The 11,555-nt window shown below is 69.0% G+C and carries 10 protein-coding genes, 2 tRNA genes and 3 pseudogenes; 10 read left to right on the top strand and 5 right to left on the bottom strand.

The window, feature by feature from the left end:
• Positions 1-751: 751 nt before the first annotated feature.
• Positions 752-1,253, top strand: a pseudogene (locus AB0B48_RS13915) (hypothetical protein); the annotation flags it as partial.
• Between the two features lie 95 nt (positions 1,254-1,348).
• Here the strand turns inward: AB0B48_RS13915 and AB0B48_RS13910 are convergent.
• Positions 1,349-2,632: a glycosyltransferase 87 family protein gene (locus AB0B48_RS13910; RefSeq protein ID WP_357200583.1), complete on the bottom strand. Its 1,284-nt coding sequence runs from the start codon at positions 2,630-2,632 to the stop codon at positions 1,349-1,351.
• A gap of 72 nt (positions 2,633-2,704) precedes the next feature.
• On the opposite strand from AB0B48_RS13910, the gene orn reads away from it, so the two are divergent.
• Together orn and AB0B48_RS13900 are read left to right on the top strand one after the other, a co-directional pair.
• Positions 2,705-3,295 carry an oligoribonuclease gene (gene orn / locus AB0B48_RS13905; protein WP_130407816.1) on the top strand — a complete coding sequence of 197 codons (591 nt, stop codon included), beginning with the start codon at positions 2,705-2,707 and terminating at the stop codon, positions 3,293-3,295.
• 112 nt (positions 3,296-3,407) lie between these two features.
• Positions 3,408-3,483 (top strand) — tRNA-His (locus AB0B48_RS13900).
• A 109-nt stretch (positions 3,484-3,592) separates the two neighbouring features.
• Here AB0B48_RS13900 and AB0B48_RS13895 read toward each other — a convergent pair.
• Positions 3,593-4,885 (bottom strand): Ig-like domain-containing protein, encoded by a 1,293-nt coding sequence (locus AB0B48_RS13895; RefSeq protein ID WP_357200579.1) that lies wholly within the window; start codon positions 4,883-4,885, stop codon positions 3,593-3,595.
• Positions 4,886-5,134: 249 nt separating this feature from the next.
• Positions 5,135-6,397, bottom strand: coding sequence for an Ig-like domain-containing protein (locus AB0B48_RS13890; RefSeq protein WP_357200576.1), 1,263 nt, complete (start codon positions 6,395-6,397; stop codon positions 5,135-5,137).
• 187 nt (positions 6,398-6,584) lie between these two features.
• On the opposite strand from AB0B48_RS13890, the gene AB0B48_RS13885 reads away from it, so the two are divergent.
• The 6 genes and pseudogenes from AB0B48_RS13885 to AB0B48_RS13860 all read left to right on the top strand — a co-directional run bounded on the left by AB0B48_RS13885 (position 6,585) and on the right by AB0B48_RS13860 (position 9,490).
• Positions 6,585-6,660 (top strand) — tRNA-Lys (locus AB0B48_RS13885).
• A 206-nt stretch (positions 6,661-6,866) separates the two neighbouring features.
• Positions 6,867-7,307 (top strand): NUDIX domain-containing protein, encoded by a 441-nt coding sequence (locus AB0B48_RS13880; RefSeq protein WP_357200573.1) that lies wholly within the window; start codon positions 6,867-6,869, stop codon positions 7,305-7,307.
• A 153-nt stretch (positions 7,308-7,460) separates the two neighbouring features.
• Positions 7,461-7,712, top strand: a complete 252-nt coding sequence (gene amcA / locus AB0B48_RS13875) for a multiple cyclophane-containing RiPP AmcA (RefSeq protein ID WP_357200570.1) — start codon at positions 7,461-7,463, stop codon at positions 7,710-7,712.
• A 241-nt stretch (positions 7,713-7,953) separates the two neighbouring features.
• A complete protein-coding gene (locus AB0B48_RS13870; RefSeq protein ID WP_357200635.1) occupies positions 7,954-8,472 on the top strand; it encodes a DUF6244 family protein in 519 nt (172 codons plus the stop codon).
• Positions 8,473-8,627: 155 nt separating this feature from the next.
• Positions 8,628-9,027 (top strand): annotated as a pseudogene (locus tag AB0B48_RS13865) (hypothetical protein).
• Between the two features lie 10 nt (positions 9,028-9,037).
• Positions 9,038-9,490: a SitI3 family protein gene (locus AB0B48_RS13860; RefSeq protein ID WP_357200567.1), complete on the top strand. Its 453-nt coding sequence runs from the start codon at positions 9,038-9,040 to the stop codon at positions 9,488-9,490.
• A gap of 257 nt (positions 9,491-9,747) precedes the next feature.
• On the opposite strand, the gene AB0B48_RS13855 is transcribed toward AB0B48_RS13860, so the two are convergent.
• A complete protein-coding gene (locus tag AB0B48_RS13855) occupies positions 9,748-10,596 on the bottom strand; it encodes a LysR family transcriptional regulator (protein ID WP_357200564.1) in 849 nt (282 codons plus the stop codon).
• A 105-nt stretch (positions 10,597-10,701) separates the two neighbouring features.
• Between AB0B48_RS13855 and AB0B48_RS13850 the strand changes: the two genes are divergently transcribed.
• Complete coding sequence (locus AB0B48_RS13850) at positions 10,702-11,433, top strand: SDR family oxidoreductase (RefSeq protein WP_357200561.1); 732 nt, start codon at positions 10,702-10,704, stop codon at positions 11,431-11,433.
• A 27-nt stretch (positions 11,434-11,460) separates the two neighbouring features.
• Here AB0B48_RS13850 and AB0B48_RS13845 read toward each other — a convergent pair.
• Positions 11,461-11,555 (bottom strand): annotated as a pseudogene (locus AB0B48_RS13845) (ATP-binding cassette domain-containing protein); the annotation flags it as partial.

The raw sequence follows: 11,555 nt of genomic DNA, 5'->3' as shown, positions 1-11,555 counted from the left end.
GGGTGGGGGGGGGGGTGGGGTCCCGGCGACCCCGCGGGTACCGGTCGGAGATGGTCTGCCCCTTTTACCCCCGCGGCCCGCGCGAATCTTCCGGCGGGCCAGCGTGCTTTCCGGAGCCGATGTCGACCGTGCCGTGGATATCCCCTGATCAGACGGTGTACGTCGGTAAGGTCGGCCGGGTATTTGGCTACGGAGGGGGACGGTGCGGATGCGGTTCGTGCGGATGATCGCCGGAGTGTTGCTGTTGGTGGTGGGGATTCCGGCGCTGTTCGCCGGTGGCGGGCTGTGGCTGGTGACCCGACACGCCGACCCCGGCGGGTCCTTCGCCGCCCGCTTCGAAACGGTCCGCACGCCCGGTCACGCGATCGTCGTCACCGACCTCGACCGGTTGCTGCGGCAGGAGGCGCCCTTCGCGCGTACCGCCCAGACCCGGCTGCGCCTGGACGCCCGCACCACGGGCGGGCCGGCCTTCATCGGCTTGGCGCCCGCCGCCGAGGTGCGTGGGTGGCTGGAGGCGGTGCCGCACGCCACGGTCCGCCGGATGGCGCTGGCCCGAGGCCCGCTGCCGGTCCGGCTCGATCCGGCCGGACCGGCCGCCGACACCCCCGGTGTCGCGCCGGCCGCCGGGTCCGTCACGCCGCTGGGCCAACCCTTCTGGGTACGCGAGGGGATCGGCTCGCTGGACTGGAGCGCGGACGACCTCGCCGGCGAACCCATGAGCCTGGTGGTGATGCGCCCCGACGGGGAGGACGACCTCGCTCTGGACCTGCACGCCGAGTTGCGGGTCGGGTGGACCGGCCCGGCCACCTGGGGTCTGTTGACGGTCGGCGTGCTGCTGGTGGTGTGCGCGGCGCTGCTTCTGCTGCGGCCACTTCGGCCACGCGAGGTGATCTTCGTGGTCGAGCCGGACCAGGTGCCGGTGCTCGCCGGCCGGCTCGGGGTCACCTCGCTGAGTGGCCTGGGCCCCCGGCAACCCGAGCCGACCCCGCGGTTGCCGCTCCGACAACTCGCCCCGGTCGGCTCCGGCGCCCCGGAACCCGCCCGGTCGGCGATCGGGGCGGCCCGCGCGGCCACCCTCGCCGACCTGGACGAACCGGTTCGGCTGCCCCGCCCGCCGGAGGTGACGTTGAGTCTCGCCTGGCCGCCGGCCGACGTGGACGAGCCCACGGCCCGGCCGGTGGCGGCCGCGCCGGGCGACGGAGCGGCCGGTGGCGGCCCGGTCGGGTGACGGCCCGGTCGGTGGTGGTGGGTGAGACGGCGAGTGGCCCGCCGCGCTGCCGACGCGGAGGGCCACCCTCACCGGGGGAGCGGTGCTACCCGAGCGACGCTTGAGGTAGATGAGGACAGATTAGCGACGAACATGGCCACTCGGGAGGTCTGTCCATTTGGTGCGATTTTCCGCATGGAGCCCCGAGCGCACCGGCAACGCCGCCAGCAGTAGCAGGCTGAGCAGCACGTAGGTGTTCTGCACGACGAAGTCCACCGGATCGTGGGTGTGGACCGGTCCCGCGCCCCAGGCCTGGAACGTCACCACGCCGTAGATCGTCACGGCGGTGATGCCCAGCGCGAGCCCGGCCAGCCACCGACGCCGGCGTGCCTCGTCCGGGCGGTCCGCGCTCAACGCCGCGTCGGCGAGCAGCACCACCGCCGGCACGAACCAGTAGATGTGGTGGGTCCAGGTGATCGGGCTGGCCAGGGAACCGACCAACCCGGTCAACGTCAGGCCGGTCAACGCGTCACCGGCCCGCGCCGCGCGGGCGGCCCGCCACAGCCCGTAGCCGGCGACCGCGGCCACCAGCAGCAACCAGAGCAGGCGGTCCGGCTTCTCCGGCTCGGTGAACCGGCTGAGCAGGCCGAACAGCGACTGGTTGCCGACGATGTCGGTGCGTCCCACCCGCTCGGTTGTCCACAGCTCGTGTGTCCAGAACCGCCACGAGTCACGAGGGGCGATCGCCGCCGCGAGCAGGGTCGCCGCCGCCGCGGTCGCGCTCGCCACCGCCGCGGCCCGCCACCGCCGCGTGGCCAGCAGGTAGACGATGAAGATGCCGGGAAAGAGCTTGAGGGCCGTCGCCAGCCCCACGCCCACCCCGGCCCAGCGTCGCGCCTGCGGCACCGCGAACAGCAGATCGGCCAGGATCAGCACGACCAGCAGCATGTTGATCTGGCCGAAGGTGATCGTTTCGCGGATGCTCTCCACCGCCAGCACCAGCAGGACGGCGGCGACCAGGGTGAACGTGCGGGGCAGGGCGTGTCGGGCGATCACCGGCGTCACCAGCCACCGGGTGGTCAGCACCACGGCCAGCACTGTGAGCGCCGTGAAGATCGCCACGGTGGCGCCGAGCCGTAACAGACCGAACGGCCACAGCAGCAGCGCGCTGAAGGGTGGGTAGGTGAAGTACAACTCGCCCTGCACCCGGTCGGGCTGGACGTAGTCGTAGAGCGGGTGGCCGACGCGCCACCAGTCCATCGCGGACATGTAAATCTTGAGATCGAAGAAGTTGTGCACGAGGCCGGGCAGGTACAGCGCTGGCAGCACAGCGCCGAGGGCCACCACCGCGACCAGGCGACGGACCGTACGGCCGCCGGGATCGTCTTCGGTGACGGCGGGCGGTGCGACGGGTTCTGCTGGCACCCCGAAACCCTAGCGGTCCGGTCCGCCGAGAGCGCGCAGCCGCGGGGCGTGGGCTGCGCGTAGGCTGTCCCGGTGGCTGATCTCCTCGTCTGGATCGACTGTGAGATGACTGGGTTGGACCTCGGCAGGGACAAACTGATCGAGGTTGCGGCACTGGTCACCGATCCCGACCTCAACGTGCTGGGTGACGGTGTCGACGTGGTCATCCACGCCGACGAAGCGGCGCTGGAGGGAATGCCGGAGATCGTGCAGACGATGCACGCCAAGTCCGGCCTCACCGAGGAGGTCCGTCGTTCGGCGGTCACCCTCGCCGAGGCCGAGGACCTGGTGCTCGAGTACGTCCGCACCTTCGTCAAGGATCCGCGTACGGCTCCGCTCTGCGGCAACTCGATCGCCACCGACCGGGGCTTCATTGCCCGGGACATGCCCCGCCTCGACGCCCACCTGCACTACCGGATGATCGACGTGTCGTCGATCAAGGAACTCTGCCGCCGCTGGTACCCCCGCGTGTACTTCGGTCAGCCGCAGAAGGGTCTCGCGCACCGGGCGCTGGCCGACATCCGGGAGAGCATCCGGGAGTTGGAGTACTACCGGCGCACCGTCTTCGTTCCGCTGCCCGGCCCGGACGTCGAGACCGCCAAGGCCATCGCCGCCGAACTCTGACCGCGCCGGCTCGTCCCGGGGAGCAGGGAACCCGCTGGACGAGGTACGTCGGGGTGTGGCTATTATTGGTCCGCACCCCGCCCGGAGCGATCAGCCGGGCGACGGCGGCATGGTGGCTGTAGCTCAGTTGGCAGAGCACCGGGTTGTGGTCCCGGTTGTCGGGGGTTCAATTCCCCTCAGTCACCCCACTGGTTTCACTGCTCAGGCCCCCTCCGAGGAGGGGGCCTGAGTCGTTGTGGGGCCGAGCCAGGGGCGACACGAAAGCCCCCTCCGAGGAGGGGGCTTTCGTCGGCTGGCTCAGGCGGTCGGTGTGGGGGATGGGGTGACCGCCCCGTCCGGGGCCGGGGTGGTGGCGTCCGGGTCGGCCGGAGGCTCGTACGGGAGGGCGCTGCCCTTGACGTACTCGTCCCAGCTCATGTTCCAGTCGGTCCAGCCGTTGCCGTTCTGGAGCTTGCGCTCGGTGCCCTTGACGGTGATCGGGTCGCCGATCTGGGTGTTCTTGAAGAGCCAGTCGCCGTTGGCCATCGACACGTTGACGCAGCCGTGCGACACGTTCGTGGTGCCCTGCTGCCCCTCGGACCAGGGTGCCGCGTGGATGAACTCCCCGCCCCAGGTGAGACGCTGCGCAAAGTCGATCTTGGTGCGGTAGCCCTCGTCCGGGCCCAGCTCCTCGAACGTGTCGAAGACCGTCTTGCGCAACTTCTCGATGACGACCATGGTGCCGCTGGACGACGGGGTGCTCTTCTTGCCCAGGCTGACCGGAATGGTCTTGATCACAGAGCCGTTGCGGGTCACCGTCATCCGCTTGGTCTTGTTGTCGACGGTCATGACCACCGCAGCGCCGATCTTGACGTCCACCGAGAGGTCGGCGCGGCCGTACCAACCCGCACCCATCGGCAGGCCGCCGGCCTGCACCCGGTAGGAAACCTTGCTGTTGGGCTTCCAGAACTCCTTCGGCCGGTACCGGATCTCGGTGGGGCTGACCCAGTGCCAGATCCCCTCCTGCGCCGGGGTCGAGGTGACGGTCATCCGGCGCTGCACGTCGTCGCGGTAGTCCTCCGGGATGTCCCGGCTGAACTTCACGATCAGCGGCATGCCCACCCCGACCACCTGGTTGTCACCGAGGAAGCTGCTCACCCGCACCTGGTTGCCGGGCTTGGCCATGGTGGTGAAGGTGCTCGTCGCGGTGGCCGGAAGCCCGTCGTCGCCCTTGGCGGTCACGGTGGCCGTGTAGCTCGTGCCGTAGGCCAGCGCGCCAGCCGGAAGCCACGACTTGCCGTCCTTGGCGAGGGCGCCCTCGACCGCCTTGCCGGCGGCGTCCTTCAGCTCGACCGCGGTTTCCACGGCGTCCTTCGTGGTGAAGGTGATGCCGGTGGAGGCCGCCACGTCCTTGGCGTCGGCCGCCGGCTCACTGATCGTCGCCGCGGCCTTCGGTGCCGGGTTCTCGCCGCCCCCGTGCCACGAGGACGACTTGCCGCCGTCGCCGTCGGTGCAGGCCGAGGTGAAGGCCAGCGCCACGGCGAGGAGCCCTGCCGCGAACACGCGGCGTCGCCCAGCGGGCCTGATCAGCTGGTCCTGGCTAGCTCGCATGAAGTCCCTCACAGTTGTGGTCGCTGCCCCATCGTCTCTTACTGACGCGCCAGAGCCGGCCCCGGTTGCCGAGGGTGAACCGAAACACGCCGTCAATAGTGCCCGAATCCTGCTACTATCCGGCGTTTCGTGAGCCTGGTTCGTCTCCGTGCCGGGAGTGCGGGGGTCGCCGCGTCGTCATCGACCGGCGGGAGTGCAAGAGTACGCCGGCCCGGCCAACGGCCGAGCCGGCGCAACGAGGCCGACGACTCAGACCGCCGGGCCGGCCCCGCCACTGGGCACCGGCAACGCGCTGCCCTTGATGAACTCCGACCAGCTCAGGCTCCACGCCGTCCAACCGTTGCCGGCGGTGATCCTGCGCTCGGTGCCCTTGATCGTGATCGGGTCACCGATCCGGGTCTTGTCGAACAACCACCTGGCGTTCGCCATCGACACGTTCACGCAGCCGTGCGAGACGTTCTGCCGCCCCTGCACGTGCTCCGACCAGGGCGCGGCGTGGATGTACTCGCCGCCCCAGGTGAGCCGCTGGGCGAACTGGATGTCGGTCACGTAGCGGTTGGCCGGATCCGGGTCGTCGCGGGTGTCGAAGACAGTGGCTTCCTTCTTCTCCATCACCACCATCGTGCCGCTCGACGACGGGGTGCTCTTCTTGCCCAGGCTCACCGGAATGGTGCGTACCGGCGTGCCGTTCTCGAACACCGTCATCTTCTTGTTGGCGTTGTCGACCTTCATCTCGAACGAGCGGCCGATCTTGGCGGTGGCCTTGCGGTCGATGTCACCGTACTTGCCGTTGCTCAAGGGCATCCCCGCCAGGGCGATCCGCACGGTGATGGTGGTGCCCGGCTTCCAGTACTCCGGAGCTCGGTAGTAGGCCTGCGTGCCGTTGCTGACCCAGTGCCACGCGCCCGGCTGTGGCGGGTCCGTCCTGACGAACATCCGCTTCTGCACCGCCGCCCGGTCCTTCTTCGGGATACCCGGGTGGAACTCGGTGACCACCGGCATGGCCACCCCGTAACTCTTGTCGTCGAAGAGGTACAGGCCCGACCCGATCGTCGACTTCGGCTTGGCCATCGTGGTGAAGCTGCTGGTGCCCTGGCTGCTCGTACCGTCGGACGCGCTGGCCGTCACCGTGGCGGTGTAGCGGGTGCCCCACTTCAGCGGAGCGGACGGCACCCAGGACGAACCATCGCTCCGCAGCTTGCCCTCGATCGAGCCGCCGCCGTCCGCCGTCAGCGTGACAGCTGACACCTTCCCGCCGTCCGGGAGCTTCGCGCTGATCTCCGTGCTCACCGGCCTGTTCTTCGTGCCGTTCGCCGGGCTCAGCGTGAGCGCCGGCCCACTCGGTGTGCTCGGTGTCGAAGGTGCGGCTGAGCCGGGGGTGACGCTCACGTCCGGGGACGCACCGCCAACGAATTCCGGCTTCTTTCCGTCGCCGCCGCATCCGGTCAGTGCCAGCGCCGCCGCCAGAGTCAGGGCGCCCACCACCGCCCCGGCTCGCGTGAACCGTGCCATGCCCACCTCTGTTCTCGCGTACCTGGCGGACATCGTGCCGCATCGACGCCGCAACCCACGTCCCGATCTTGACGGTGGTGCCCGGTTCGGGGCTTTTGCCGGCAAAGCTCGACCGAAGGGGGGACCCGGGGAACCGAATTGGAGGCCGCTCGGGAGGGGTGCTAATGTTCTCTCCGTTGCCGAACGAGCGCCGCTAGCTCAACTGGCAGAGCAGCGGACTCTTAATCCGCGGGTTCGGGGTTCGAGTCCCTGGCGGCGCACCAACGATGAAGGTCCTGACCTGGCAGATCTCTGCCGGTCAGGGCCTTTTTCGCGTACGCCGATAATGGGCGTCGCTCGGTGGGTGCTCGGGAGCCGTTGGACGTGGCCGGGGTCGGTGGGACGCGGTGCGATGCCGGCGGACAGGCCCATGGATCAAGTGAGGCGCGCTGCCGCCGGTGCATCCCCCGGGCGCGGATGGGAGTTAGTTGTGCGTCGCATCATGCGTACGTCGGTGCGGGCGATTCTTCTGGATGAGGAAGACCGTCTCGTGCTGATCAGGCGGATCAAGCCCGGCCGGGCGCCGTACTGGACGACGCCGGGCGGTGGTGTGGAGTCGACGGATGCCTCACTGGAGGCCGCGCTTCGCCGGGAGTTGTACGAAGAACTTGGTGCCGAGGCCGACCGGTTCGCCCAGGTGCTCCTGTTCACCGCCCCCAGTGGTGAGGGCGTTGCGGTCCAGCACTTCTTTGCCTGTCGGCTACTTCAGCTCAACGAGGACGCCCGTACGGGGCAGGAGTTCGCTGACCCGTCGCGTGGTGGCTACCAGCTTGACCGGTTGAGGATCGACGAGCTTCCTGCGGTGGATCTCAAGCCGGACGCGTTAAAGGAGTTCATCACCTCCAACGAGGAGGCGCTGCTTTCGGTATAGGGCAGTTTGGCGAGACCATTGCAGGGTCGAGTCTGAACTGATATCGGCTACGGCCGGGTACGGGTTTGGCCGCCGCGTCGGGCGGGCCAGCCGACCGGCGGCGGGGAACTGGGGCGCGCTGGTCCAGGCACCGCCCCGCCCCGGGGGTCGGCCATGACGGTGTACGTGTCGCGGTACGCCGTGGCCGGCGAGCTGGCGACAGACCGCGCAGCGGTGGTCCCGGCGGCGGTGGGACCGGGCTCGGCCGAACGGCCGCTGTTGACGCACGTCTGGCGGGTCCTGTTCGAGCAACAGGCACGGAAGCCGCTGCCGATGAGTACGGACGGAACCGGTGCTGACGAGCAGCACCGGCCCGTGCCGGCGGAGCATCTGCCGTTGCGTCCGCTCTGGCTGTGTCGCCGCTGAGCACCGGCGGCGATGTCAAAGGCCTGTTCGACCGGTTCCTCGGCTGGCCCGCCCGACACCACGGTGGGGCTGAATCGCCGCGCTGACCGCGATCTCCCGCCGTCTCACGCTCTCTCCTTCTACCGCCTTCTCGCCCGCGACCACTGATCACTTACTCCTCCGTGACGTCTGGTGACGTCGGTGCCGTGCCGGCAGGTTCGACCTCCTGAGCTCTCGTCGTCAGGTGGAGGAATCCGGCAGCGTGTCGCATGTCGAGAAGATCACTACGGAGCTACGTGCGCTGGCGGCCGGGGTCGAACGTGCACAGGGTCTGGCTGCCGCTGCTGATCAGCAGGCGCAGGAGATCGCGCTGCGCGCGGCGGGTGCCGGGTTCGCTGCGGTCGCTGCCGGTATGGCGCGGGTGCGCGGAGCCATCGCCACCATCCGGGGTGGACTGGGAGGTCTGACCGGGGCTGTCGGTGATGCCACGAAGGTGGCCGCTGGTGTCCCGAGGCAGGCCAGTCCGGGGGAGACCATCAGCGGGCTGACACCGGTGCAGAGTGCGGTCGACGGCATCCGTGACCAGACGGCCGCCACGATCACCCAAGTCGGTGAGGCGCAGCAGCTTGTCGTTGGAGTTCTGCAGGGTGGGCAGCCAGGAGGGCTGCTGCAGGCTCTGGAGAGCGTCAAGCAGGTGCTTGTCGTGCTGGTCCAGTGCACCGCTACCACCCGCCAGGCGGTAGACGCGGCGATCGCCGAGGCACGACAGTTGGGAAACTGAGCGGGGCTGGCGGTGCCGTACCGACCAGCCCTGCCTCGGTTAACACACCATCCCCCGGTAGGGGCGTGACACCATGGACGCGCAAGCCGACCGGAGAGCGCGGCGGTTCGCCTACCGGCCGGCGTACCCAGATTCCTCCGAGAGAAGACGCGCGCGTGCGGCGCTCCCTGGAACTGGAGAACCAGTGCGCCGATACCGTCGCTGCGGAGGGATACCGACTCCACCAGAACCCGAGCCGGCAGGAGATCGCTGACGCCCGGCTCGGTACCGGTGATTCCGGGAAACCGGGCAAGGATCCCGACTACCTGATCGAGGGACACGTCTTTCGACTGTTACTCCCCGATGCCAGCGAAGAGCGTGCGAGGCGTGTGGAGCGGGGTATCCGACAAGATCACCAGCGAGCAGACCCAACGGGTGGTGGTCAACCTCCACGACTGGAGTGGCGATCTCCCGGCGTTGCAGAGACAGTTCGACGACTGGCCGATAGCAGGGTTGAAGGAACTGGTGGCGGTGACGCGCAGCGGGGCGATAATCCAGATCCTGCGACGAGACTGAAGGGCTATCCATGGCGACCGAGTACCGCTTGACGCTGGCCGGCGACATTCCTCTCGATGCGCTGGCCGGTGTCGTTGCTCCGGAAGGTGTTGAGGAGTCGGCGGTAGATGGCAGGCCCCGGGTGTTGAGTGCGGACCTCAGCGATCGGCGTGGTTACACGGTGAGCATCCACGACGGGTCCCACGGCTACTTCGAGGCCGAAGATGGTGACGGCTCGATGTGGGAGTGGGAACCGGAGCGGTACGTCACCATCGGCTTCCGGCTGGTTAAGAGCGAATCCTCCGACCGGGCGACGCGGGAGATGCTGGCGAGTGTGGCCCGGGTGCTGGACGAGCGACCGGAGGACGCCGCGCTGATCCTCGACGCCGACTGGCTGCTACTGACCCGCTTCTCGGGAACGCTGCGCCGGCACGCACCGAGCTGGTGGGGCGTTCACGGCGAGGACGATCTTCTCAGCCGGTAAGAGGCTCGGCGGCCAGCCTATTCCGCGACTGGCAAGGGCCTCGGCCCTGACGCGCCCGCAGACGCAAGGACTTCTTCGGCCGGCTGCGGGCGGCATGGACCGTGCGCTGGCCATCCTGGGCGATCAATCTCTTAATCCGCGGGTTCGGGGTTCGAGTCCCTGGCGGCGCACCAACGATGAAGGTCCTGACCTGGCAGATCTCTGCCGGTCAGGGCCTTTTTCGCGTACGCCCCTGCGACGAGGTGCGGTGCCAGCGGCTAGCGGCGGACTGCGGCTCGTACCAGATCAGCGACGGCTCGGGAACGGCTGTGCGGGGGCCAGGCGATGACCGTGGTGACTTCCGGTGCGTCCACGATCGGCACGGCAACGAGATCATCGTTCAACTGGGATCGGGCGGAGTCAGGCACGACCAGCAAGGTCCGGCCAAGGGCGATCAGCTGAAAAAGTTGTGAGTGGCTCTGTGCCTCAGGGCCTGGGCCGTCGGGATAGGTGCCGTCATTCCCGGGCCAGCGCGGTAGAGGCAGGTCGGGCAGCTCGGTCACCTCGCTCAGCTGCAAACTCCTGCGAGTGGTGAGGGGATGGCCTGCCGGGAGGATGGCGACCTGGCCCTCGGTGAGCAGTTCCTCGGTGTCGAACCCCGTCAGGTCGTCGAACGGATGGTGAAGGATCGCGACATCGGCACGGCCGGTCCGCAACAGCCGTTCTTGTTCGCCGGGGCCACACAGCACCACGTCGACGTCGACCGATCCCGGTTCGGTGGCGTAGGCGTGCAGCAGCTTCGCGAGCAACTCGTTGGACGCTCCAGCCTTGGTCGCCAGGACGACGCTGGCGCGACCGGTGACGGCGAGGGCTGCGCGGCGGGTGCGATGTTCGGCAGCTTCCACAGCGTCCAGCGCTGCTCGTCCTTCGTGCAGCAGGACCGCACCGGCCTCGGTCAGCGTCACCGAGCGGCTGTCACGCTCCAGCAAGGTGACGCCCAGACGGCGTTCGAGCTGACTGATCGCCCGCGACAGTGGCGGCTGGGCTATGCCCAGGCGTTGCGCCGCTCGGCCGAAGTGCAGCTCCTCGGCCACGGCGACGAAGTACCGCAGCTCTCGTGTCTCCACGTGTCGAGCCTAGCCGGGAACGGAGGTGCGACGATACCTTCAGGGTATCGCCCATGACTCAGGTGGTCTTGGACGGCTTGCGGGCCGTGACTCACAGTCGAAGACATGAGTGAAACGAAGATCGCCCTGGTCACCGGGGCCAACAAAGGCATCGGGTACGAGATCGCAGCAGGCCTTGGCGCGCTGGGCTGGAGCGTGGGTGTCGGGGCCCGCGAGCAGACCCGGCGGGACGCGGCGGTGGCACAGCTGCGGGACGCCGGCGTCGACGCCTTCGGTGTCCCGTTGGATGTCACCGACGACAGCAGTGCCGCCGCCGCAGCCGATCTGATCGCCGAACGCGCCGGACGCCTCGATGCCCTGGTCAACAACGCCGGAATCACCGGCGGCGGGCCGCAGCAGCCGAGCAGCGTCGACGCTGCCGTCATCCGCACTGTGGTGGAGACCAACGTCATCGGCGTCATCCGGGTGACGAACGCCATGCTGCCGTTGCTTCGCCGCTCGCCCTCGCCGCGCATTGTGAACATGTCCAGCAGCGTCGGCTCTCTGGCCCGGCAGTCCGGCCCCGGTGGTGAGACCTCCACAGGTCCGGTCGCTGTGGCCTACGCGCCCTCCAAGTCGTTCCTCAACGCGGTGACCCTTCAGTACGTCCGGGAACTGGCAGACACGAACATCCTCATCAACTGCGCATGCCCGGGCTTCGTCGCCACCGACCTCAACGGCTTCCGTGGCGTGCGTACTCCCCAGGAGGGCGCAGCGACCGCCATCCGCCTGGCCACACTGCCCGACGGGGGCCCCACCGGCGGGTTTTTCGAGGACGCCGGTGTGGTGCCCTGGTGACGGCTCGCGGCTCTCGCGCCGGCCCGACAGTGTGCTCTTGCCGGCGCCACTGGGCCCGATGATGGCGATCCGCTCGCCGGGTCGGATGGTTACTGTCACGTCGCGCAGCGCTGTGGTCCGCT

This window comes from Micromonospora sp. NPDC049089 (genome assembly GCF_040648775.1).
Taxonomy (GTDB): Bacteria; Actinomycetota; Actinomycetes; order Mycobacteriales; family Micromonosporaceae; genus Micromonospora.
This window is presented reverse-complemented; position numbering and strand designations above follow the sequence as displayed.